18 protein-coding genes are annotated in these 23,770 nt (G+C 44.8%); 11 read left to right on the top strand and 7 right to left on the bottom strand.

Annotation, left to right across the window (positions count from 1 at the left end):
- Positions 1–527 precede the first annotated feature (527 nt).
- The 7 genes from rsxA to nth all read left to right on the top strand — a co-directional run bounded on the left by rsxA (position 528) and on the right by nth (position 7,630).
- The gene (rsxA, locus tag QSH61_RS04625; RefSeq protein ID WP_206471289.1) at positions 528–1,109 is read left to right on the top strand and encodes an electron transport complex subunit RsxA; all 582 of its coding nucleotides are present in this window, start codon (positions 528–530) and stop codon (positions 1,107–1,109) included.
- Between the two features lie 2 nt (positions 1,110–1,111).
- Positions 1,112–1,666: an electron transport complex subunit RsxB gene (gene rsxB, locus QSH61_RS04620; RefSeq protein WP_010370380.1), complete on the top strand. Its 555-nt coding sequence runs from the start codon at positions 1,112–1,114 to the stop codon at positions 1,664–1,666.
- A 9-nt stretch (positions 1,667–1,675) separates the two neighbouring features.
- Positions 1,676–4,510: an electron transport complex subunit RsxC gene (gene rsxC / locus QSH61_RS04615; RefSeq protein WP_286123325.1), complete on the top strand. Its 2,835-nt coding sequence runs from the start codon at positions 1,676–1,678 to the stop codon at positions 4,508–4,510.
- Positions 4,507–5,568 carry an electron transport complex subunit RsxD gene (rsxD, locus tag QSH61_RS04610; protein WP_206471276.1) on the top strand — a complete coding sequence of 354 codons (1,062 nt, stop codon included), beginning with the start codon at positions 4,507–4,509 and terminating at the stop codon, positions 5,566–5,568. Before rsxC ends, rsxD begins: the two co-directional genes overlap by 4 nt.
- Positions 5,565–6,200, top strand: a complete 636-nt coding sequence (rsxG, locus tag QSH61_RS04605) for an electron transport complex subunit RsxG (RefSeq protein ID WP_206471277.1) — start codon at positions 5,565–5,567, stop codon at positions 6,198–6,200. The genes rsxD and rsxG overlap by 4 nt, the downstream gene beginning before the upstream one ends.
- Positions 6,197–6,895 carry an electron transport complex subunit E gene (locus QSH61_RS04600; protein WP_206471278.1) on the top strand — a complete coding sequence of 233 codons (699 nt, stop codon included), beginning with the start codon at positions 6,197–6,199 and terminating at the stop codon, positions 6,893–6,895. The genes rsxG and QSH61_RS04600 overlap by 4 nt, the downstream gene beginning before the upstream one ends.
- A gap of 99 nt (positions 6,896–6,994) precedes the next feature.
- A complete protein-coding gene (nth, locus tag QSH61_RS04595; RefSeq protein ID WP_039491909.1) occupies positions 6,995–7,630 on the top strand; it encodes an endonuclease III in 636 nt (211 codons plus the stop codon).
- 149 nt (positions 7,631–7,779) lie between these two features.
- Here the strand turns inward: nth and QSH61_RS04590 are convergent, their stop codons facing one another.
- Positions 7,780–8,775, bottom strand: a complete 996-nt coding sequence (locus tag QSH61_RS04590) for a YncE family protein (RefSeq protein ID WP_206471279.1) — start codon at positions 8,773–8,775, stop codon at positions 7,780–7,782.
- A gap of 300 nt (positions 8,776–9,075) precedes the next feature.
- Between QSH61_RS04590 and QSH61_RS04585 the strand changes: the two genes are divergently transcribed.
- On the top strand, positions 9,076–10,986 hold the full coding sequence (locus tag QSH61_RS04585) for an aminotransferase class V-fold PLP-dependent enzyme (RefSeq protein ID WP_206471280.1): 1,911 nt from the start codon (positions 9,076–9,078) through the stop codon (positions 10,984–10,986).
- Positions 10,987–11,487: 501 nt separating this feature from the next.
- Here the strand turns inward: QSH61_RS04585 and QSH61_RS04580 are convergent.
- Positions 11,488–12,198 (bottom strand): SIMPL domain-containing protein, encoded by a 711-nt coding sequence (locus QSH61_RS04580; protein ID WP_206471281.1) that lies wholly within the window; start codon positions 12,196–12,198, stop codon positions 11,488–11,490.
- 145 nt (positions 12,199–12,343) lie between these two features.
- Here QSH61_RS04580 and QSH61_RS04575 point away from each other — a divergent pair, with 145 nt between their 5' ends.
- A complete protein-coding gene (locus tag QSH61_RS04575; RefSeq protein WP_010607382.1) occupies positions 12,344–15,013 on the top strand; it encodes a bifunctional acetate--CoA ligase family protein/GNAT family N-acetyltransferase in 2,670 nt (889 codons plus the stop codon).
- 32 nt (positions 15,014–15,045) lie between these two features.
- On the top strand, positions 15,046–15,993 hold the full coding sequence (locus QSH61_RS04570) for an ion transporter (RefSeq protein WP_102056235.1): 948 nt from the start codon (positions 15,046–15,048) through the stop codon (positions 15,991–15,993).
- Between the two features lie 15 nt (positions 15,994–16,008).
- On the opposite strand, the gene QSH61_RS04565 is transcribed toward QSH61_RS04570, so the two are convergent.
- The 3 genes from QSH61_RS04565 to QSH61_RS04555 all read right to left on the bottom strand — a co-directional run bounded on the left by QSH61_RS04565 (position 16,009) and on the right by QSH61_RS04555 (position 21,111).
- Positions 16,009–20,349, bottom strand: a complete 4,341-nt coding sequence (locus tag QSH61_RS04565; RefSeq protein ID WP_413782972.1) for an EAL domain-containing protein — start codon at positions 20,347–20,349, stop codon at positions 16,009–16,011.
- 133 nt (positions 20,350–20,482) lie between these two features.
- Positions 20,483–20,908, bottom strand: coding sequence for a GNAT family N-acetyltransferase (locus tag QSH61_RS04560; RefSeq protein ID WP_102056234.1), 426 nt, complete (start codon positions 20,906–20,908; stop codon positions 20,483–20,485).
- Complete coding sequence (locus QSH61_RS04555; protein WP_010607386.1) at positions 20,908–21,111, bottom strand: DUF3283 family protein; 204 nt, start codon at positions 21,109–21,111, stop codon at positions 20,908–20,910. Before QSH61_RS04555 ends, QSH61_RS04560 begins: the two co-directional genes overlap by 1 nt.
- Before the next feature lie 167 nt (positions 21,112–21,278).
- Here QSH61_RS04555 and QSH61_RS04550 point away from each other — a divergent pair, with 167 nt between their 5' ends.
- Positions 21,279–21,968 carry a transporter substrate-binding domain-containing protein gene (locus QSH61_RS04550; protein WP_174170857.1) on the top strand — a complete coding sequence of 230 codons (690 nt, stop codon included), beginning with the start codon at positions 21,279–21,281 and terminating at the stop codon, positions 21,966–21,968.
- Here the strand turns inward: QSH61_RS04550 and QSH61_RS04545 are convergent.
- Both QSH61_RS04545 and lpdA read right to left on the bottom strand, forming a co-directional pair.
- Positions 21,952–22,200: a DUF1289 domain-containing protein gene (locus QSH61_RS04545; protein WP_010607388.1), complete on the bottom strand. Its 249-nt coding sequence runs from the start codon at positions 22,198–22,200 to the stop codon at positions 21,952–21,954. The two genes, QSH61_RS04550 and QSH61_RS04545, sit on opposite strands and share 17 nt — an antisense overlap.
- A 142-nt stretch (positions 22,201–22,342) precedes the next feature.
- A complete protein-coding gene (gene lpdA / locus QSH61_RS04540) occupies positions 22,343–23,767 on the bottom strand; it encodes a dihydrolipoyl dehydrogenase (protein ID WP_010607389.1) in 1,425 nt (474 codons plus the stop codon).
- Between the last annotated feature and the right edge of the window lie 3 nt (positions 23,768–23,770).

Here is a 23,770-nt window from a genome sequence, read left to right as displayed (position 1 = left end):
TCCCTTTCCCGCTGCCATTGCGCTGACTTTCACACACTATCATTTGCCACACCAGTTACAATCTGTGTTACTATTGGCAGGAATTATCATTCAAGTTTGTCCATGGGATCTTAAGAAGTTCACAAAGATAAGCTTGAAGATTATTTCGGCGCTAGCGGTAATCCAATATCTAGCAATAAAATCACTCTATCACTATGATTTTATTGCTAAAAAATCATATATTTAGCCTGATAAGCAAACTCTGAATTAGGATTACTTGCTAATAACTGAATGAAAACTGTCAGCATTACATGACAAGCTACAGCCTCATAAAATGTGAGACGCTAGCTTAAATGATAGCAAGGCACATGTTTTCACTTAAAAAATTCAAAGCGGAACGGTGCTATCGGTTTAATTCTACTAAAAAGTATTTTTAGCAGAATTAAACCCAGTCAAAACTTGCACCTAGTAAGTTCTTTAATACAGTTAACTATCACCTCGATTTGACGGGAAAACCCGCATAAAGTGAATAAGTTATAGAGGCAGGAATGACCGAATACATTTTGTTGCTCATTGGCACCGTGCTGGTGAATAACTTCGTTTTAGTCCAATTTTTGGGCTTATGTCCATTTATGGGGGTATCTGGAAAATTGGATACCGCAGTGGGAATGTCGTTAGCGACCACCTTTGTTCTTACGCTAGCCTCAGTCACCAGCTATTTGGTCAATCAGTATATTTTATTGCCGCTCGATCTCACTTTTTTAAGAACGATGAGCTTTATTTTGGTTATCGCTGTGGTTGTGCAATTTACAGAGATGGTGGTACGTAAAACCAGTCCAACCTTGTATCGGTTACTGGGAATTTTCTTACCTTTGATCACCACCAACTGCGCTGTACTAGGCGTCGCACTACTTAATATCAAAAAAGACCACACCTTTTTAGAGTCTGCAGTCTATGGTTTTGGCGCTGCGGTTGGCTTTTCTATGGTTTTGGTGCTATTCGCCGCTTTGCGTGAGCGTTTGGCTGTCGCTGACGTGCCGACACCCTTTAAAGGCGCATCGATAGCGATGATCACCGCAGGACTTATGTCGCTTACGTTTATGGGCTTTTCTGGATTGGTTAAGTTTTAGATATGACATTACTTTACGCATTACTTGCACTGGGTGCGCTGGCGCTTATTTTTGGTATTGTGCTTGGCTATGCAGCAGTGAAATACCGAGTTGAAAGCAACCCAATTGTTGAACAAATAGACGCTATTCTGCCACAAACTCAATGCGGCCAGTGTGGCTATCCCGGCTGTCGACCTTACGCTGAAGCGATTGCGAATGGCGATGATGTAAATAAATGCCCTCCCGGCGGTGAAGCTACAGTGAAAAAACTGGCGGACTTAATGGGCGTAGAAGCAAAGCCACTGGCTGGCGGAGAAGACGCAGAGCCGGTCAAGAAAGTGGCTTACATTCGTGAAGACGAATGTATTGGCTGTACCAAATGCATTCAAGCTTGCCCCGTGGATGCTATCGTTGGTGCAACCAGACAAATGCACACCGTGCTCATCGACGAGTGCACAGGCTGCGATCTGTGTGTCGAGCCCTGCCCGGTCGATTGTATTGATATGATCCCGGTTGCACAGACCAAGCAAACGTGGAAGTGGCAGCTAGACGCCATTCCTGTGACACAGATTGATTAAGAGGTTTAAGTGGAAACATTACTTGAACAAATAGAAAGCGGAAAACTGTGGCAGTTCCCAGGTGGCATCCATCCACCAGAGCAAAAGACATTATCCAACCAACAACCGATTGCTCGTTTACCTTTGCCTGATAAACTAATCCTGCCACTAAAGCAGCACATTGGTGCCAATGGTAGCCTGTTAGTTAACTCTGGCGATCACGTCCTTAAGGGTCAAGCATTGACGGCTCCAGGCACGAACTGGTCGCTGCCCATTCACGCCCCCACATCTGGCACCATTGAAGCGATAAAACCGATGCCGTCGGCGCATCCATCCGCGCTACCTGAGCTCAGTATTATTTTGCGCCCAGACGGTGAAGATAAGTGGACACCACTGAATCCTATTAGCGACATTAGCACGCTTGATAACAAACAGCTTATCGATATTATCCACCAAGCTGGTATTGCCGGTATGGGCGGTGCGGGATTCCCAACCTATGTCAAAGCAGACAGCCCAAAGCCCATTGAGTTTTTAGTCGTCAATGGCATTGAGTGCGAACCATATATTACAGCCGATGATCGTTTGATGCGTGAGCACGCCAAAGAAATCATCGCAGGCGTCGAAGTGCTACAAGGCATATTGAAGCCACAAAAAGTGTTATTTGGCATTGAAGATAATAAACCTGAAGCCATTGCGGCGATCGCCGCAGCGGCTCAGCATAATCAGGATATCTTAGTCCGTAGTGTGCCAACCAAATACCCTTCTGGTGGTGAAAAGCAACTGGTCAAGCTATTAACTTCCAAAGAAGTACCAAGTGCTGGAATACCAGCGGATATCGGCGTTCTAGTGCAGAACGTTGGAACACTGTTCGCAATTTGGCAAGCCATTTTTGAGGGTAAACCACTTATTGAGCGTGTAGTTACCGTGACCGGTAATACCATTACTCAGCCAAGCAACGTGTGGGCTTTACTCGGCACTGAAATAAAGCACCTGCTAGACTCACAAGGCTTTTCACCAGTAGAGGCGCAGCGCGTAGTCATGGGCGGTCCAATGATGGGCTTTACCTTGCCATCGGTTAGGATCCCAGTGGTCAAAACCACCAACTGTATACTCGCGCCAGACAACCAAGAACTTGCGATCCCGGGGGACGAAAAGGCATGCATTCGCTGTAGTGCCTGTGCAGATGCCTGCCCTCAAAGCTTATTACCACAGCAGTTACAATGGTTTGCTAAAGGCAAAGAGTACCAAAAGTTAGAGGAATACAACCTCTTTGACTGTATCGAATGTGGTGCGTGCTCTTATGTTTGTCCAAGCGAAATCCCCTTGGTGCAATACTATCGTGTAGCCAAAGCCGACATTCGCGAACAAAAGCTTGAACAAGTCAAAGCAGAGCGTGCTAAAGAGCGTTTTGAAGCGAGAAAAGAGCGCTTAGAGCGCGAACAAGAAGAACGCCAAAATAAACATAAACGCCGTTCGGCGGGCGCTGCACCAAAAGCCGCAGATAAAGAAAAAGTGCAAGAAGCACTCTCACGCGTTAAAGATAAGCAGTCAGATAAATCCGCGGTCCAAGCTGCGATTGCACGCGCCAAAGCCAAACGAGGTGAGAACGGCGAGTTAGAGCCGGATAACAGCGCCATTGCTGAAGAGCGTGCAAAACGCAAAGCGCAGGCGCGTAAATATAAAGAAGAAAAAACTGACCAGCCTGAAAGCACAGATAAAAAAGATGCAGTAGCCGCCGCCATTGCTCGCGCTAAGGCGAAAAAAGCCGCGGCCCAAACTGCGCCTGAATCTGAGCCAGCCGCAGCAGATGATAAAAAGACAGCTGTGGCTGCTGCAATCGCCCGGGCTAAAGCCAAAAAAGCAGCCGCAGAAGACACAGCTGAACCAGAAGCCAATGCAGCGCCAAGCGATAAAAAAGCCGCTGTTGCCGCCGCAATTGCAAGAGCTAAGGCCAAGAAAGCCGCTAAAGAAGCGGAAGAAGCAGGTGAAAGCATAAGCGAGCAAGCTGAAGCTTCACACAGTGCTCAAACCGATAACGCTGACGAAGATCCACGTAAAGCAGCCGTTGCTGCCGCAATTGCCAGGGCTAAGGCCAAGAAAGCCGCTAAACAGGCGGAAGAAGCTGGCGAGAGCACAGGCGAACAATCAGAGGCCGCTCCAACGAAAAGCGCCGAGGAAGATCCACGTAAAGCCGCCGTTGCTGCCGCAATTGCCAGAGCTAAAGCCAAGAAAGCAGCTAAAGAGGCGGAAGAAGCTGGCGCAAGCGTGAGCGAACAAGCAGAAGCCGCCTCAACGGCAAGCACCGAGGAAGATCCACGTAAAGCTGCCGTTGCCGCCGCAATTGCCAGAGCTAAGGCCAAGAAAGCTGCTAAAGAGGCTAAAGAAGCAGGCGCAAGCGTGAGCGAACAAGCAGAAGCCGCTCCAACGGCAAGCGCCGAGGAAGATCCACGTAAAGCTGCCGTTGCCGCCGCAATTGCCAGAGCTAAGGCCAAGAAAGCTGCTAAAGAGGCGGAAGAAGCTGGCGCAAGCGTGAGCGAACAAGCAGAAGCCGCTCCAACGGCAAGCGCCGAGGAAGATCCACGCAAAGCTGCCGTTGCCGCCGCAATTGCCAGAGCTAAGGCCAAAAAAGCCGCTAAAGAGGCACAAGAAGCTGGCGAAAGCGTGAGTGAGCAAGGCGAAGAAACAAATGAGCCAACGGCGGGATCAGAAACAGACTCCAGCGGTACAGAGCAAGGTGCTGAGGGCACATCTGAGCAGCAACAAGCCAGCCCTGAAGCACGTAAAAAAGCCGCCGTTAAAGCCGCAATTGCAAGAGCAAAAGCGAAGAAGCAAGCGAAAGAACAAGAAGGAAATGAACCGTCATGAAACTAACCATGGCCTCATCCCCGCACAATCATAGCCATAAGTCGGTCAACAAAATCATGATGACCGTCATGGCAGCCTGTATTCCCGGGATCTTAGTCCAAACCTACTATTTTGGTTTTGGTGTATTGATCCAGTTGGCTTTGGCGCTTATTACCGCAAGCCTTGCTGAAGCGCTAGTGCTAAAGCTAAGAGGTCGAGCGATATGGCACAGCCTCAGCGACGGTAGTGCTTGGCTCACTGCTGTGCTACTGGCCATCAGTATTCCGCCACTAGCCCCTTGGTGGATAACTGTCATTGGCGCATTTTTTGCCATCGCAATTGTAAAACAGCTATACGGTGGCCTAGGCTTTAACCTTTTCAACCCGGCCATGGCGGCCTATGTATTATTGCTGATCTCCTTCCCTGTACAAATGACTTCATGGTCACCTATTCAAGCGCTCACGCTAGAGTCGCTAAGCTTTGTCGACCAACTCGCGATGATCTTTACCGAGTCCACCAGCCAAGGTGTCTCACTTGACGTATGGCGTGCAGGGGTGATTGACGGTGCGACTGGTGCCACGCCATTAGACTCGGTAAAAACCGCAGTCTCGCAAGGCTTAACCGTGAATGAGGCGATGAATAAGCAGGGTTTTGGAGCACTTGCGGGACTTGGTTGGCAATATGTTAACCTGGCCTTTTTGCTAGGTGGTCTTTATCTGCTAAAAGCCAAAGTGATCAACTGGCATATTCCTGCAGCCTTTATTACCAGTCTTGGCCTTGCTAGCGCAATTGGCTATATCATCGCCCCTGAATCAGAGCCGGGCACCCTATTCCATTTGTTAAGTGGCGGCGCTATGCTTGGTGCCTTTTTTATAGCCACCGATCCGGTGTCGGCCTCTACCACTAACTTAGGTCGCCTGATTTACGGCGCGGCAATCGGCTTAACAGTCTATGTTATTCGTCAATTTGGTGGCTATCCAGACGCCGTTGCATTTGCAGTTGTGATCATGAATATGGCAGTACCACTTATCGATCATTACACTCAGCCTCGTACTTATGGTCATGGAGCTAAATCATGATAATTCAATCGATGCAGAAAAATGGCCTCATCCTTGCGGCATTTGCACTGGCAACAACAGGAGCGGTCGCACTGATTAATGACCTCACTAAAGATAAAATTGCCAGCCAAGAGCAGCAGCACCTGATGCAACTACTTTCTCAGGTGATTGCAGCAGATAAGTACGACAATACTCTGTATTTGGATTGCACCACCAGCAACGCCTTAGAACTCGGCCCAGGCGGCCCACACACCATTTACAGAGCCAGACTCAATGGTGAACCCTCAGCTCTTTTAGTGAGACATATCACCCCGAAAGGCTACAGTGGCAATATTGATGTCTTAACCGCTATCGATAGACAAGGTCTGATCTCAGGTGTGCGTATAACGCGCCATGAAGAAACCCCAGGCCTTGGTGATAAGGTAGAGCTGGCAAAGTCGGCTTGGGTAACGACTTTCAATGGCGTTCAAGTTGAAGGTGAAAAAGACCCTAAAATGAATGTGAAAAAAGACGGCGGTCAATTTGATTCATTTACTGGCGCAACCATTACCCCACGCGCTGTGGTAACCTCGGTAAATCAGGCCGCATGGTTTGCCAAAACGCATTTTGATGTGCTATTTAACGCGCCTAATACTTGCGAGGTGTCGCAATGAGTCAGTTTAAATCGCTCTTTCAAGAAGGTACATGGCAAAATAACCCTGCACTGGTACAGCTTTTAGGGCTGTGTCCACTCCTTGCAGTAACTTCAACAGTAACCAATGCCATGGGGCTTGGTATTGCCACATTACTGGTACTGGTTGGTTCTAACTTTACCGTATCGGTGGTGAGAAACTGGGTGCCAAAAGACATTCGTATTCCTGTTTTTGTGATGATCATCGCCGCCTTTGTTACGGTTATTCAACTACTCATGAACGCTTATACCTTTGGTCTGTATCAGTCCCTTGGCATATTTATACCGTTGATCGTGACCAACTGCGCCATTATTGGTCGTGCCGAGGCATTCGCTTCGAAGAATAGTCCGTTGTTATCGGTTTGGGATGGTTTAATGATGGGGCTGGGTTTTGCACTGGTGCTATTTGTACTGGGTGCAATGCGCGAATTGATTGGTCAAGGAACACTATTTGATGGTGCCGAGCTACTCCTTGGCAACTGGGCAAGTGTATTGCGTATTGAGATCTTCTCATTCGATCATCAATTTTTAGTTGCAATCCTGCCACCAGGCGCCTTTTTGGGCCTTGGTTTTTTGATTGCCGCTAAAAACATTATCGACGCTCAGCTCAAAGCCAAAGCAGCGCCAACAGCCGAAGAAGTAAAAGGTCCTAGAGCACGGGTCACTAACTTAAACTAATGCGGTAATAATAATGCCAATTTGCAGCGATACCGTCACTATCGCTGCTTAATGAAAGTAACTGCATGCTACCGTCATCGAATTTAGCAAGTAAATCTTATGAATAAACAAAAACGTATAGAAATACTCACGCGACTTAGGGACGAAAATCCGCACCCTGAAACCGAGCTAGAATACTCGTCACCATTCGAGCTTTTAGTTGCCGTTACCCTCTCAGCACAAGCCACTGATGTTGGGGTGAACAAAGCAACGCGCAAACTCTTCCCTGTTGCCAACACACCTGAGAAAATTCTGGAGCTTGGCCTTGAGGGCTTAAGAGACTATATCAAAACCATTGGTTTATTTAATTCAAAAGCCAATAACGTCTATAAAATGTGTCAGATCCTCGTTGACAAACACGGCTCCGAAGTTCCTGAAAACCGTGAAGCACTAGAAGCACTGCCGGGTGTCGGCCGAAAAACCGCCAACGTGGTACTAAACTGCGCTTTTGGCTGGCCGACTATTGCCGTAGACACCCATATCTTCCGCGTCTCCAACCGCACCAAATTTGCTATGGGTAAAGATGTAGTGGCAGTCGAGCAAAAGCTAGAAAAGGTGGTACCAAAAGAGTTTAAGGTAGATGTCCACCACTGGCTTATTCTCCATGGCCGCTATGTGTGCACCGCGCGTAAACCTAAATGTGGCAGCTGTTTGATTGAAGATTTGTGTGAGTTTAAAGAGAAGACTGATAGCTAATCTTTGTTTTAGCATAAGCACAACTTTTATTTGTGGTGGTTACCGTGAATTTGTTGTTTCGTAAAATTGTTCAAGCGATATGAAAGCACAGATCGCTGCGTAAAGCAGCTCCTACTTCACGCCACATTCGTATCGACGTGATGGTTAGCCTAAGGCAATACCACTGCTGAATACCCTATTCCATCTGGTCCGTTACCAGTAGGGAGTTCAAATAAGGTTTTGCCAGATACAATATCTATAACAAGGACCTTATTTTTTTGGTAAGCGGATAAAAATAAAGTGCGATCGTCTGGATGGAGGATCACGCCTTTTGGTCCTGTTCCCGGCTCAAACTTTATTTGACGCAGCTTTTCTTTGTGCATTGCATCGATCACATCAAGGGTGTGATTCCTATAGTCTGAGATCACAGCAAACTGCTCATCGCGGGTAAGTAACACACGGTATGGAAAGCTATAGCCTTTCCATTGCTTAATTATACGCTCATTTGCTACATCAAACACGGTAACTAAGCCATCATCGTTGCTACCAACCCAGAGCTCTGAGCCACTTTTATTTATGGTGATAGCCTCTGGTACTTTTGGCATTGAAATTTTGCGAAGTAAGGCACCTGACTTTACATCTAATTCAGACACTGAATCTGCGCGCATATTTGTGGTGTAAACACGCTCGCTAGACGCCGGCAGCGCCACCATATGAGAGCCTCTTTGCTCTGTTGCTATTACTTTATCAATTTTCCCCGACTCTATATCAACGATTACCACACTGTCGGAGCCTTCAGACGATACTGCAACGCGTTTTTGGTCTTTTAAAAACAACACGCCATGTGGCCTTGGATAACGAGAAAAATCAATGGTTTTAACTTTTTTTGCTTGCCGAACGTCAAAAACACTTAGACTATTGCCACGAGCATAATTAGTGACAACAGCCGTATGCCCGTCGGCACTCATTGCTAATTCATGTGGTCCTCTGCCGGTTGCGAGCGTCAGCTTAATTTTTCGGCTGCTAAGATCGATGAAATCAACCGAGTCCCCCTTTTTATTTACAACAACCAATGTTCCCGACAAGTTATTTGTATCAGCCCATGAAGGGAAGCTGATTAAACACCCAAATAAGAACACATACACAACATAATTAACCAATCTCATTTTGACTCCTATTGATCTGTTAGCTAATACTGTGGTTTTTATCACTACTGTATTTATCATTGAAAAGCAATCGTAATACAGCCTTCAAAAACACCCTATCCCAAATTTAACTCAGACACGCCTGATACTCGAAACCTTCCTGTTTCCTATGTTGAATAGCACACTTTCCATCACTCGCAACAACTTCCTCGCCTACATCCGTTTTACAATTTCTAGAACATTTTCAAAGTATTGATTTCACAAATCACTACGCTTTCTTTATGCTAATGAAAGTCTTTAAATTTTAATGCGAATATCATTATGCTACCTGTCCTTCGTATCTTGTTAATAGAACAAGAGCCAGCCGTATTGCAAGCGCTCTCAAGCAATCTGTCAAAAACGATCCCTAATTTTGAGCGAGAGGATGTTCAAATCGATATTATTGAATGTCTCGAACTTTCAAAAGCCTTGGAGCATGTCACTGAAGATGGTGATATTCAAGCTGTCGTGCTGAGTTGGGATGTGCAACAGAAAAGTGGCGAACAAACCTATAGTCGCTTTATCGAGCAATTAAAAAGTATTCGTCTAGAATTACCGGTTTATGTTATTGGTGATGACACTAAAGGGCTTGAGATAGTCAACGAATCCGAGGAAATCGAGTCTTTCTTCTTTAAAGATGAAGTTATCTCAGATCCTGAAGCCATTTTAGGTTATATGATCAACGACTTTGATGACAGAGCCGAGACGCCATTTTGGACCGCGTATCGCAGTTATGTCGGCGAAGCGAACGACTCCTGGCATACTCCGGGTCACAGCGGCGGTTCGAGCTTTAGAAACTCTCCTTATATCAAAGATTTTTATCAATTCTATGGCCGTAATGTATTTGTCGGAGACTTGTCGGTATCGGTTGATTCGTTAGGTTCACTGTCAGATAGTACCAATACCATTGGCCGCGCTCAGGAGTCCGCTGCAGCAACGTTTGAGGTTAAGCGCACCTACTTCGTGACTAATGGCTCGTCCACCTCGAATAAAATCATTTTGCAAACCCTACTTCGCAAAGGCGATAAGGTGATCATCGACCGCAACTGTCATAAGTCAGTGCACTACGGCATTTTGCAATCGGCCAGTTTCCCAATCTATTTGTCGAGTATTTTAAATCCAAAATATGGCATATTTGCACCGCCTTCACTGGCCGATATTAAGCAAGCGATTGAACAAAATACCGATGCAAAACTACTGGTGCTCACAGGTTGTACCTATGATGGTTTGCTGAGCGACCTGAAACAAGTCGTAGAATTTGCCCATCAGCATGGCATCAAAGTTTTTATTGATGAAGCTTGGTTTGCTTACTCGCTATTTCACCCTAGCTTGCGCCATTACTCCGCCATTCATGCAGGTGCCGATTATGTCACTCATTCGGCGCATAAAGTCGTATCGGCATTTTCACAGGCGTCTTATATCCATATTAATGACCCCGATTTTGATGCTGATTTTTTCCGTGAGATTTACAGTATCTACGCCAGCACCTCGCCAAAGTACCAACTGATTGCGTCTTTGGATGTGTGCCAAAAGCAGTTAGAGATGGAAGGCTATAAATTACTCAATGCGCTGCTGAACCATGTTGCAGAGTTCAAACAGCAGATGGCCTCGCTCAAACATATAAAAGTGCTTGATAAGCAAGATTTTATGAACATATTCCCACATTTTAGTGGCGATAATATGGGTCATGATCCGCTTAAAATCCTCATCGATATTAGTGAACTGCCATACTCATTAAAGGATATTCATAAGTTTCTGCTAGACGAAATTGGGCTGGAGATTGAGAAATACACGCACAGTACCATCTTAGTCTTACTAACCTTGGGTGGTACACGCTCAAAGATCATTCGTTTATACAATGCCTTAAAAAAGCTCGATGGCGGCAAGGTAAAACTATCGAAGTCAACGCGACGCTCGCGCTTGCCTGAGAATTTACCCGCTATTGACCTTGCTTGTATTCCTAGTGATGCCTTCTACGGTGAACGTGAATCTGTACCTATTAACAAGAGCAACAACCGTATTTGTGCAGGTTTAGTCACCCCGTATCCTCCGGGTATTCCGCTTTTGGTGCCGGGTCAACATATTACCCAAGAGCATATTGAATATCTCAAGGAACTGGCAGGCCAAGGATTGACCATTCAAGGTAGTTTCGATGGTGAGATCTACGTGCTTAAGGAGCAAGAGGAAAAATAAAGCGAGCCACTATCGTTAGTTGACTCACTGAGCAGCGATGTCATTAGACATTGCTGCACCAGCATTACATAAAAGATTATAAAGAGCTGTTAACTCACTGAGTATAGCCTTAACTGAGAAACAATTTGTTTATCAGGCTAATTACTACTAAGAATTATGATCCACCTGAGAACACATAAAAATTTAAAAATCAAATCGTTACCATCAAGTCCTGTATTATTACCCTTTAGCCTAAATTGACTAGCTCTACCCATCTAATCAATACACGCTGATAGAAAGGCACTATCTTTGGCTCAGCTTAAGATATTCCACTGATGATACAAAGTAATCAACCTGAGTCTTGGATAAGGAATAAGCTAACTTATTGTTTTTAAAGTTCACCTTAATTTCCCCCTTGTCCAGCCAGAGAGTTTTAGTGGTAACACTGCTTCCTGTAGGCAAGGCAAATTTACGCACCAATAGCTGGCATAGGGAGTGAATTCAATGCAGTTAGCGCTAATACTAATCCGATAAATAGTATTCTACGCTCGTGACCACACGTACAATTTTGATCTGCGGTGTATTACTGTCTCTATCGCGAATGCTAAATTGCCCTTGTCTTGCTGATTTTATTTCGCCAAGTACAGAGTCGGAATCTTTAGCAAATTTGACCGCCACTTCTCGTGCTTTTTGTGTGGCTTCTTGCACCATTTCAGGCTTAATATCATTAAGGCCAGTAAACAAATATTCAACTCGATTTTGATAATCATCTTTGGTGATGGCAATACCTTGTTTGGCCAGCTCACTTAACTGCCCTAGCGCTTGCGATACCTTATCTGGATTATTGGAGTACACTGTCACACCAGCTTTTGCCACATACCGAAATCCCTGATTATTTTGTCCGTACTCTTGGGCGTATTTATCTGTAATAGAAGGCGCTGATATCGAAAGCTCGGAAGCATCAAAGCCATGTAAGGTTAAGAACGCGCGGATAGCTGCGTTTTTCTTTTCAGTGCGCTCAACCAACGCTTCCAGATCGTTATCTGCATCACGATAAAATACAGGCCAAATCACCGTATCTGCCGTTACTTCCTTTTCCGATAACCCTTTTACACTTACCGTTCGCTCCATTCCTTTTACTTCTAGAATGGTCGATTTTACCATCCAGCCACTCACTATCATCGCCAGTGATAGCAAAGCCGCAGGAGCTAAATATTTACTCATAGTAGACATATTTTTGTCCTCAACGTTACGCCTCAGTCATGGTTTTCGTACAATTATTATAGGGATAGATCAAAGTCTACCTTAATTGCACTCGAAAACTGCGAGCAAAATGGTAGAGTGGTGCTTATGAGCTGCGGCTGAACTAGGAAACAGTATGAGCGTAAAGCGTATTAGCCAATTTTTTAACCCCCAATCTATTGCGGTGATTGGTGCTTCTAACAATCCAGATCGCGCCGGCTTTATTGTAATGCGTAACTTGCTGCAAGGCGGCTTTAAAGGGCCCATTATGCCCGTCAGCCCAAAACATACCGCAGTGCATGGAGTACTTGCTTACAATACTATTAGACAGTTACCCAAAGTCCCTGATCTCGCTGTTATTTGTACCAACAAACAAACCCTAGTGCAAATCATCAATGAGCTTGGCGAAATTGGTTGTCAGCATGCAATCATCATCGCAGCAGGTCTCGATAATCAGCATAAACAACTATTAAAAGAAGCCGCCAAAATAGCCAAAGTCACCTTGCTTGGTCCTAATTGCCTCGGTTTACTCATTCCTCACTTGGGTATTAATGCTAGTTTTTCTCATACGGTTGCAGCACCCGGTAAGCTTGCTTTTATTTCACAATCGGCGGCGGTATGTTCAACCATACTGGACTGGGCACAACATAAAAAAATCGGCTTTTCTTACTTTGTTTCCGTTGGGGATTGCCTTGATATCGATTTCGACGAACTACTCGATTTCCTCGGACGGGATCCAAAAACCCAAGCTATTTTGCTTTATATTGATAATATCGACGATGTTAGGCGCTTTATTTCCGCAGCTCGAGCCGCTGCATTTAGTAAGCCCGTCATCGCCATAAAAACCGGTAAAACCAAGGCTGGCGCAATCGCTGCGCTGAATCACACCGGCGGCAATACCTCCGATGACGCAGTTTATGATGCCATGTTCCAACGTGCAGGTATGCTGAGGGTAAACGATCTTAGGGAGCTATTTGCTGCCACTCAAACCCTTGCTTTACACCCCAAATTGCTGCAAGTAGAACAGCTGACCATTTTAACCAATGGTGGCGGCCCTGGCATTATGGCGGTCGATACCTTACTACAGAACTCAGGCAAACTGGCGGTACTAAGCGAGCAGACCAAGCAAGCGCTCAGCGCCCTGATCCCACAAACGGATCATGCTTGTAACCCTATAGATATTTTTGGTGATTCCTCGCCAAAACGTTACCAACAAGCACTAGAAGTTCTGTTAAAAGCTGACGAAGTCAAAAACTTATTGATAATTCATACTCCTTCAGCGCTTGCGCCAAGTACCGCTTATGCCGAGATCATTGCACAGACCCTAGCCAAAATTCCAAAAATGGCACGCCCTTATGTGATGACAAACTTTATGGGTGAAGAAGCGGCATATGCTGCAAGGCTTGTATGCGCAAATGCTAAGATCCCAACTTATCGTACACCCGAAGGTGCAGTTGGTGCCTTTATGCACTTGGTGAGCTACCGCCGAAACCAAAAACATCTCACACAGACACCAGAATCCTACAGTGATGAAGACCAGCTGCAACACCTGCAAAGCAAACGTTTAATCAATGACTTTTTAAACTCTGGCGCCAATAAACTCGCGACCCATTTAGCTTCTCAAGTGCTGGCTAATTACGATATAGAATGTATAGAGACGCAAATCGCACTCACCCCCTCAGAAGCAAAAGAGCAAGCTCAGCAGCTTGGCTTTCCCGTTGCACTTAAGCTGATAAGTCATGACATCCCCTCTAAGTCGGAAGTGGGTGGGGTTGTGCTCAACCTCAATGATGCCGAAGAAGTAGAGCAAACCGCATTTTCGATGTTACTACGGATCCGCGAGGCTGCCCCCGAAGCTGAAATAGAAGGCTTCTCTTTACAACGCATGGCAAAACGCGCTGGTGGACAAGAATTACGGATAGCAGTAAAAACCGAACCTGGTGTTGGCCCTGTTATTTTACTGGGTGAAGCGGGCACCGGGCTCAATTTCTCGCAAGCTGCGGTGGCATTACCGCCACTGAATATGAACCTTGCAAAGTACCTGATTGCAGCCGCCCATGACAAAGGCTTTATCAAGGAGCGAGCACTGCCTGAAAAGGTCGATAAATACCGTCTGTGCGCCCTACTCACTCGTGTCTCTCAAATGGTAGTCGACCAACCCGATATTATTGATATGGAACTCAACCCTATTTTGGCCTGTTCGGGTCAGTTCCAAGTGCTCGACGCCAGTATTACGCTAAGACGATACGAGCCAGTATCAGGCCGTAAACGCTTGGCCATCCGGCCTTACCCCCGAGAGTTGGTAAAAACCGTGACATTAAAAGATGGCCGCCCTGCAACCTTGAGACCTATTCGTCCTGAGGATGAAAGAGCGCACCAAGAATTTGACCAGTCTTTAAGTAAAGAAGATAGATACCGCCGCTTTTTTGGCGAGCTGCCGCAATTTAATCATGAGCAACTCGCCAAAATGACGCAAATTGACTACGACCGAGAAATGGCGTTTATCGTCACTGTGCCGAATAAATCTAGCTACCAAACGCTTGGGGTATCACGCGTATTGATGGACCCAGATAACCAAGTGGCTGAATTTGCCGTAGTGGTACGCTCAGACTGCCAAGGACTTGGGCTTGGACGAATACTCATGGAAGCTGCTATAAAACACTGTCGTAAACAAAACGTACAAAGTATAGAAGGGATCACTCTGCCAGAAAATAGCGGTATGATAGGTCTTGCCAAAAAGCTCGGATTCACCGTATCTCGAGATTTTGAGGAAGGCACCATTCAGATGGTGTTACACTTAAACTAAACACAAAAAAGATAAGGGATGCTGGCAACTTGATGCAACTTCACATCAGAGAAAAAACGGCTGCGGTGCTCGAGGCTACAGGGCAATACCGCCGACTCGGGCGGGCAGTTGATATCTTCCTCATCACCCTGATTTTAACCAATGTCGTTGCCATCGTGTTGGAATCTGAGCGCGACTTAGCAACTGTGTACCATCACTACTTTCTCACCCTAGAGTTAGTCAGTGTGACCATCTTCGCCATTGAATACTTACTGAGATTTTGGTGCTGTGTCGATAAGCTTGATTACCGCCATTTGGATATACCAAATTGGAAAAAGCGCCTAAAGTATCTGATATCACCGCTGGCGGTGATTGATCTCATCGCTATTTTGCCAACCATATTAATGGCCTTTATCACCTTTGATCTGCGCTTTTTACGTGTTATTCGATTACTCAGGATCTTTAAGCTGACGCGCTACTCTCGAGCCATGCAGTTGCTGCTTGCAGCATTTAAAGAAGAGTCGAGCTCATTGCTTGCTGCCTTTTTCATTATGAGTGTGGTGCTTATCATGGCCTCTTGCGGAATTTATCTTATTGAACACGATGTGCAACCGGATAAATTTGGCTCCATTCCTAAAGCGATGTGGTGGGCGATGGCTACTCTAACCACCGTGGGTTATGGCGATGTTGTGCCTATCACCCCGCTTGGACAATTTTTTGGTGGCCTTATCACTTTACTCAGTATGGGCATGGTCGCGATCCCCACCGGCCTCTTGGCCTCAAGCTTTGCGGACCAAATGCGCAAACGTCGAGATGCATTCAATGAGGCGGTATTGCATGCGTTAGTCGATGGTGATGTCGACAAAAGTGAACAAGCCCATTTAGAAGCCCTTCGTATAGAGCTTGGCTTAAGTCAATTGGAAGCAAACCAAGCAATTAAACTAATGAGTAGTCAACGCGTCCATCATATGTACTGTCGTCACTGTGGTAAAAAGCTGTAGCCAAAGAGACTACAGCTATATTTCAGAGAGTAGCTGCGCGACTTGTTCGCCACTAATCGCCGAGCTGAAACGGTAACCTTGATAATAATCAACTCGCTCTGCTTTGATGCGTTGATACTGTAGATCGTTTTCCACCCCTTCTGCGACACATTTTAATCCCAATCCATGCGCTAAATTTACACATGAGCGAATAATTAAATAGCTTTCAGGATCCTCAGCAATTTGCTGTACAAAGCTTTTATCTATCTTGATGACATCAATAGGCAATTGTTGCAGATAGGTCAAAGAGGCATACCCCGTCCCAAAGTCATCCATATAGATACGACAGCCCAGTGCTTTTATTTCTTTCATCACTTTCACCGCGCTCTCAACCTTAGAAAGCAGAGCTGTTTCTGTTATCTCAAAGGCCACAGAATGACCCGACACTTTACTGCGGCACAGTGCTTGTTGAATATCCTCGACTAAGCTTGAGGATTCAAAATCAATGGCCGAGAGATTAATGGATATATATAGGTCTTGCTTCATGGTTTGCCAGTGTCTCAATTCAACTAATGCCCGAGAAAGGGTTTGTAAGGTAAGCTCGGTAACGACACCGGCATGTTCAGCAGCAAGCGCATACTCCTGCGCACAAAACTCGCTATTTTCAGGCCAGCGTAATAGCGCTTCAAAGCCAAGCAGAGTATCGCTTTCTACATCGACAATAGGCTGATAATGATTACTAAATTCACCATTTTTTAAGGCCCTCATAAGTGCTTGCTCGACTTCTCGTGAACGCCTAACCTTGCCATTCATTTCTTCGCGAAAAAACTGATAACTGGAAATTTGCTGTACATTAACATGCTCAAGCGCAGCCTTTGCTGCTTGGTTTAACTCAAAAGCGTCTGACGCATCGTCGGGATACATTGCAATACCAATGGCAGGTTGCATAAGTACGGTATGCCCTGCGGCTTCAATTGGAGTACTAAATGAGTGAACCAAACACTCAACATACTGATGAACCTGTTCAGGGTTGTCGAGGTGCTCCATCAACACATAAAACGACTTATCATGTCCCGTCGCTAAGCTATCTAACTCACGGAAGCAGCAGCGTAGCTTTGTTGCAAGCAGAGGAAGCAACTCAGCAACAAAGTCTGCACCATAGATATCGTATAGGTTCTGCAAACGGTTAAACTTTATGACCAAAAGTGCGAAATGTGTATGTTGCGAATGCACGATTGCGTGCTGCACTCTATCCATCAATAACGCTTTATTTGGTAACTTAGTTTGTAAATCATAGTTAGCAAGCTGGTATAGCTCTTTTTCTGTGCGCTTTTGCTGGCTAATATCGGTAAGCACCACCACATAACTGTATAGTTCACCATCGCTATTCGCCACGGCACTAATTTTTATAAGTACGTCTCTTTCGTCACCATTGGGCAAACTCACCACTTCCTCAGAGCTTAAATGCTGATGCACAGCCAGCGCCAACGTCTGGCGTAGATACATCATACGTTTTTGTCTCGACATCCCAAGCTTCACCGCAGTGCTTGATGATGGGATAGAGTCAAGGTTAAAGGCATTTTGCATCGCCCGATTACAAGCCTGAATACGCAGTCTTTTGTCTAAGATCATTACCCAGTCACGGGTCTGCTCAAACGCCGCCCCAAATAATGCGGCTCGCTCTTCAAATAAACGCTCACGCGTTAAGTTGGTATAGGTGCCTGCCACCTGAGTTGGATTACCTTCATCCCACTCAAGTACCTTGCCAAAGTCCTTATACCAACGCCACTGACCTTTGCTGTCTTTTAATCGATAAGTACAGTCGATAAAGCCTTTGTTCGTTGTGACGAACTCAAGCCACTGTAAGCGAAACATGGCTCTATCCGAGGGATGTATCTTTTGCAGATAATCATCCAAGCCGACACTCTCAAGCTCGTAATCGAGCTCCGTAACTAATCGAGGCTGATAGATTAAGGTACTACCCGCATGCCACTCCCATACGCCGGAGTTACTTCCCTCTAGCGCCATTTTCAACCTAGCTTCGCGGTCTTGTGTTTCCTTATGAGCGGCAAGAATAAGTTGCTCAACGCGATACTTTCGATAGCTCCAAAGAGACAGTAGTAAAAGCGTAAGAAAAACATATCCGGCAATCGCAACAGGTGAGCGCCACGCGGGGTAATTTACATTAATGGTTAATTTTGCAGGCGGTGTATAATCTCCTGTTAACGGATCTTTAGCCCAAACTTTTAACGCATATTCACCGGGATTAAGTTTAGGAAATACCACGCGATTTTGATTACGACTCAGGATCTTCTGACCACCAGATATTTGATACTCATAAATAATCCGATCCTGATAACTAAATGCCATTGCAGAGAATGACACTTCGAGTCCAATGTCATCATGCTCAAGCTCGATGTGATCAAATTGCTTTAATCCGGCTTTTTGATTTGGGCGAGAAATTAAATCCACGCTGGTGATATTGACATGATCAAGTAATGGCTTTTTAGGTCTGTTGTCATCGGGAGAAAACACCACAAACCCTTTCAACATACCATAGGCTATGCGACCGTCTTCCAACATCACCGACGCGCCACCGTTAAACTCATTAGAAAGTATGCCATCTTCGGTCGTGAATTGTTGTAAATGCAAATTATCTGGGTCTAGACGCCAAATACCTTTATGAGATGACATCCAAATCATACCTTCCTTGTCTTGGCGCATTTCATACATCAAAGTATCTATTTTATGGGCTTTTAAATCGATGTTATAAATTGGCTCGTAACCATCTAACGTCAGACCAATCAAACCAAAGGATGATAACGACAACCACAAGATATTATTTTTATCTATGGTGTAGGTAGTGATATCGACCGCTAAATGCTTATTTGCTTTCGGCGCTTTATAGATCTCAGTTAGCGTTTCCAACTGCGGATCATATTGCAGCAATACGCCAGCATAGTAGTAAAGGGGTTTAAGCGGCTCGTTTGGAAGTGGTGGGTAGAAGCCATAAGTAAGAAACGGATCGACATTTTCAAATGACTTCGTCAGGTGTGTCAGCTCTGCTGTATTAATATCGTAAACGAACATCCCAACGTCACTATTGACGAAATAAAACTTACCATCAGATAACAACTCCCCACCTTTCACAAAGGATGTCAATATCTCTTTATCTTCTGGATTGTTAGCCTTGGGCCTTGTTACTTCGTGAGTAATAGGGTCAAAGACAAACAGTCCTTTTACCGTCGTGAGCCAAAGCTTATTGTTATACTCCGCAATCTTCCAGATAATAAACTCTGAGAGAATTTCGTCACCCAAGTAACCCTTTAGAAACTGTTTAGTCTCTCTGGTTTTTGGATTGTATCGTGTTAGGCCGTCATTCGTTGCCAGCCACAAAAATTGATTAGATTCATGCATCGCCCAGACATTACTGTGAGAAAAACCTTCACCTTCAACGGTAAGATCACTAACATTATCAAACGCCAGCGTACTGTCTGGTAAGTAAAATGCACCGTCTTCTTTTGTGGCGACCCAAAGGCCACCATAGTTGTCTTTAACAATATCAATAATACTGGTATTTGACGGCAAAAATACGCTTGAAGACAAACGCCTATCTCGAACCGCATTACCATCTTCAATCGTGTAATAAACAAGACCTTTGTCAGTACCAAGCAGCAAGGTATGTTCATCATGCCTGAGCATTTTCCATATGTTTAGTTCGGGAAGCAGCGTTTTAAACGGTACCTCTGCGTCAAAATCTTTTAGTAGTTGAGAAATATCTAGCTCATACATCCCCTGAACCGCACCCACGAGCAAGGTATCCTGGTCTAAAATAAATAGTGATTTAGTATTTGTTTGATAAGGATGTTCAATGGGAGCAAGGTGATCGAGGGTTCTTAATTTTTTCGTTGTTAAATGATATGCAAACAAGCGCTCTGAAGTGGCGATAAACAAGATGTCTTGATGTTGATAAACAGCGCGTATAAAACCACTTTCTTCATCTAACGGTAAAGTCACCTCACTCTTGAGCTTACCTGAGTGGATATTGAGGGTCGCAACATCATTGGTACGCACAACCCACATATGATCATCATCTTTGGTCAAAACAATATTAACCAAATTAGAATAAAACTCGTCCTCTGTAGACGGTGGTTCTATATATTTTCTATACTCATCTTTCATCGGATCGTATCGCAGTAACCCTGCAATACCCGTCGTGATCCAAATCCCACCAAGGTTGTCCTGATAGATATAATTTACCTGCACTTTATCAAGTACGCCATCGGGTCCATTTACATCCAATACCTGATAGCCATCGTAACGGTTAAGCCCACCTTCAGTGGAAAGCCATAGATACCCTTGCTCGTCGATAAGCAGTGTATTGACGTAACTTTGTGATAACCCTTCAGCAGGTGAAAGTCGTGAAATTTGCGCGGCATTTACCAATGCAGTAAATAGGCAAATGCAAAATATAAAACACAGGCGAAACATAAAAGGCCGAGATTGTTAATTAGACGTAATACATTGCCACGAGTTGACGGTTTTGTCCAAGATAACTAGATAAGCGAGAAGCGAGTTCAGACGGTAATTGGCATGAGTTATTTTGAAACCCAAGTGCGGTATAAAAATGACAGAGGTGGCGATATGCAAAGGTATAAACTGTTTGCCCAGGGTTTACACTGCGAAAATGATAAACAGCTGATTCAATTAATTTTTTTGCAACACCTTTGCGTCTAAACTGCGGTGCAACATAAACGCCTACAAGTAACCAATAGCCATCTACAGGCTGTAAACGACAAGCCGCTATAATTTTACTATTATCTTTAACTACCCAAACGTTGTCGTGTTTTGCAGCTCGTCCTCGTGCTTTTTGAGCATCATAAAACTTATTAACGAGCGGTGTCATTATCGCTGGGAGTAGTTCAACCGAATACATCAAGCAAGCATCAGGCTCAAGTAAAATTCAAACTTTTGCTTCAACGTATCCTGTTCAGAGAGTGGCCTTTGATTGATCGCATCATAGATTGCTTCTCTACTTTTTTTGCCTCGTTTTATTTGGTACGCCCAAAACGATGCTTCATACTCAAGTTGAATTTGGTATTTTTCTTGTCTAGGTAGCAAACATAGGTTGTGGCTCATTACACATCATTCAATTTTAAGTGAAGGGAACCACAAGTGTATCACAAGCCAACACACCTATTGCAGCAAAATCTAGTTTTGATTAAACCGAGATGCTGTGCACTTTTTTGTAAAAATTATGTATACTAATAGCCTCTACTTCTAAGTAAACAGTTGACGGAGTTGGATTGAAAACCGCATTACTATGTTTAATTATGATGATTTCAACGGCGACTCAAGCAGCCACAGATACGCCAAAAGTTATGCATTTCAATCAACCGCCAAAGACCCCGCAAGCACTCTATGTAATTGAACTTATGGGAATGGTTTATCAATCTCTCGACATAGAGCTACGCCTTGAAGAATTTAATCACAAAGGCTCTCTAATTGCAGCTAATGCAGGAAACCTAGATGGACAGTTAGCTCGAGTTGCGAGCGTGGAAAAGGAGTATCCAAACTTGCGTCGTGTTGATTACCCGTTATTTCAGTTTAACTTGCAGCTATTCACCCTTTGTGGCGATTGTAAACTTAGGGAGCTTCAATCCTTAACGGTTCGCAGCGGCTATCCTGTAGCGACCACATATTTGGCTGAGCACCAAATCCAAGCTTATGTTATCGGGGTGAAAAGCGCGGTCGCACAACTCAATTTAGTCATGCAAAAGCAAGTTGAAGGAGCACTTATTCTCGACTTTCACTTGAAACCACATTTAAAAAATATCAATGAAGAAACCCTACAAATAAAAAATTTAGCCGTCGTTGAGAGCTTTCACTTCGTGCATAAGCGCAATGAACACTTAATTCCACTGATTAAAGCAAAATTAGAGGAGTTTGAACGCGAAGGGGTGATACAAATGCTCAAAGCTAAATATCAAATTTAAAGTTTTCTCCTGTTTGCTCATCTGCTTGCTCCGTTTTTGATTTACGTTGCAAGTACCTTTTATATCGTTGCTGACACAGCGCAATAACTTTACGTTTTTGCTCGTTATTAAGATTATTCCACTCAAAGCGCTCTTCGCGACTGCGATAGCAACCTTTACAATAACCGCGATTATTTACCTGACAGATCCCCTTACACGGACTTGGGATCTCAAATATCTCAATTTGTTCCATGTACACTCAACACTTTTGCCCCTTTTCTAAGCATACTGTTTAGTAACTAGTCTGCCAAGGTTATAAAGAGCGAGTTACAATCTAGGGTCCCAAAAACAAAAAAACCCAGCACAAGGCTGGGTTTTTGAAAGCTCAGAAAAACTTACTTTTTCTTCACTGCTTTTTTGTTTGGAAGGTCAGTGATTGAACCTTCAAAGATTTCAGCAGCTAGACCGATTGACTCGTTCAGCGTTGGGTGAGCGTGGATAGTAAGCGCTAGGTCTTCACCGTCAGCACCCATCTCTACTGCTAGACCGATTTCACCAAGCATTTCACCTGCATTGATACCAACCATAGCACCACCGATCACGCGGCCTGACTCTTTATCAAAGATAAGCTTAGTTGAACCTTCAGTACGTGCAGAAGCGATCGCACGGCCAGAAGCAGCCCACGGGAATACCGCAGTTTCAATGCTTAGACCTTGCTCTTTTGCTTCTTTCTCAGTCACACCAACCCAAGCGATTTCTGGATCTGTGTATGCAATTGAAGGAATACACTTAGGATCGAAGTAATGCTTCTTACCAGAGATAACTTCAGCAGCAACGTGACCTTCATGAACCGCTTTGTGCGCAAGCATAGGTTGACCTACGATGTCACCGATAGCGAAGATGTGATCAACGTTAGTCTTCATTTGCTTGTCAGTGCTGATAAAGCCACGCTCATCAACATTTACGCCCGCTTTGTCAGCGTCAATTAGCTTACCATTTGGTGTACGACCAACAGCAACTAGTACTTTGTCATAACGAACTTGGCCTTCAGGTGCTTGCTTGCCTTCGAAAGATACGTAGATACCGTCTTCTTTCGCTTCAACAGCAACCACTTTAGTAGAAAGCATTACGTTAAACTTGTCTTTAACGTACTTTTGGTAAATCTTGATAACGTCTTTGTCAGCCGCTGGTACTAGTTGATCAGCAAACTCAACTACGTCGATCGCTGACCCTAGTGAACGGTAAACTGTACCCATCTCAAGACCGATGATACCACCGCCTAGTACAAGTAGCTTTTCAGGCACGTCTTTAAGCTCAAGTGCACCTGTAGAGTCGATGATACGCTCGTCTTCAGGAATGAAAGGAAGGCTTACAGGCTGAGAACCCGCTGCAATGATTGCGTTATCAAAGGTCACTGTTTTCGCACCGTCAGCACCTTCAACAGCGATAGTGTTAGAACCTGTGAACTTACCGTAGCCGTTAACTACAGTTACTTTACGCATCTTAGCCATTCCGCCAAGACCACCTGTAAGTTGACCGATCACAGACTCTTTCCATGAACGGATTTTGTCTAGGTCAATTTGTGGAGCACCGAAAGAAACACCGTGAGAAGCCATTTCTGCTGCATCGTCAATTACCTTTGCAACGTGAAGAAGGGCTTTTGAAGGGATACAACCAACGTTCAAGCACACACCACCTAGCGTGTCGCGAGATTCGATTAGTGTAACGTCTAAACCTAAGTCTGCTGCACGGAATGCTGCAGAGTAACCACCAGGACCACCGCCTAGTACAACAACTTGAGTTTTGATTTCGTTGCTCATGTT

The sequence above is a fragment of the Pseudoalteromonas sp. JC3 genome (assembly GCF_030291895.1).
Classification (GTDB): Bacteria; Pseudomonadota; Gammaproteobacteria; order Enterobacterales; family Alteromonadaceae; genus Pseudoalteromonas.
Note: the sequence above shows the minus strand (reverse complement) of the source record. Positions and strands in the feature narration are given on the sequence as shown.

Coding starts and splice junctions, on each gene's coding strand:
- rsxB (WP_010370380.1), top strand. CDS start 1,112: ATGACATTACTTTACGCATTACTTGCACTGGGTGCGCTGGCGCTTATT.
- QSH61_RS04575 (WP_010607382.1), top strand. CDS start 12,344: ATGAGCGTAAAGCGTATTAGCCAATTTTTTAACCCCCAATCTATTGCG.
- QSH61_RS04570 (WP_102056235.1), top strand. CDS start 15,046: ATGCAACTTCACATCAGAGAAAAAACGGCTGCGGTGCTCGAGGCTACA.
- rsxG (WP_206471277.1), top strand. CDS start 5,565: ATGATAATTCAATCGATGCAGAAAAATGGCCTCATCCTTGCGGCATTT.
- QSH61_RS04580 (WP_206471281.1), bottom strand. CDS start 12,198: ATGTCTACTATGAGTAAATATTTAGCTCCTGCGGCTTTGCTATCACTG.
- QSH61_RS04545 (WP_010607388.1), bottom strand. CDS start 22,200: ATGGAACAAATTGAGATATTTGAGATCCCAAGTCCGTGTAAGGGGATC.
- rsxA (WP_206471289.1), top strand. CDS start 528: ATGACCGAATACATTTTGTTGCTCATTGGCACCGTGCTGGTGAATAAC.
- lpdA (WP_010607389.1), bottom strand. CDS start 23,767: ATGAGCAACGAAATCAAAACTCAAGTTGTTGTACTAGGCGGTGGTCCT.
- QSH61_RS04600 (WP_206471278.1), top strand. CDS start 6,197: ATGAGTCAGTTTAAATCGCTCTTTCAAGAAGGTACATGGCAAAATAAC.
- QSH61_RS04590 (WP_206471279.1), bottom strand. CDS start 8,775: ATGAGATTGGTTAATTATGTTGTGTATGTGTTCTTATTTGGGTGTTTA.
- QSH61_RS04555 (WP_010607386.1), bottom strand. CDS start 21,111: ATGAGCCACAACCTATGTTTGCTACCTAGACAAGAAAAATACCAAATT.
- QSH61_RS04585 (WP_206471280.1), top strand. CDS start 9,076: ATGCTACCTGTCCTTCGTATCTTGTTAATAGAACAAGAGCCAGCCGTA.
- nth (WP_039491909.1), top strand. CDS start 6,995: ATGAATAAACAAAAACGTATAGAAATACTCACGCGACTTAGGGACGAA.
- QSH61_RS04560 (WP_102056234.1), bottom strand. CDS start 20,908: ATGTATTCGGTTGAACTACTCCCAGCGATAATGACACCGCTCGTTAAT.
- rsxD (WP_206471276.1), top strand. CDS start 4,507: ATGAAACTAACCATGGCCTCATCCCCGCACAATCATAGCCATAAGTCG.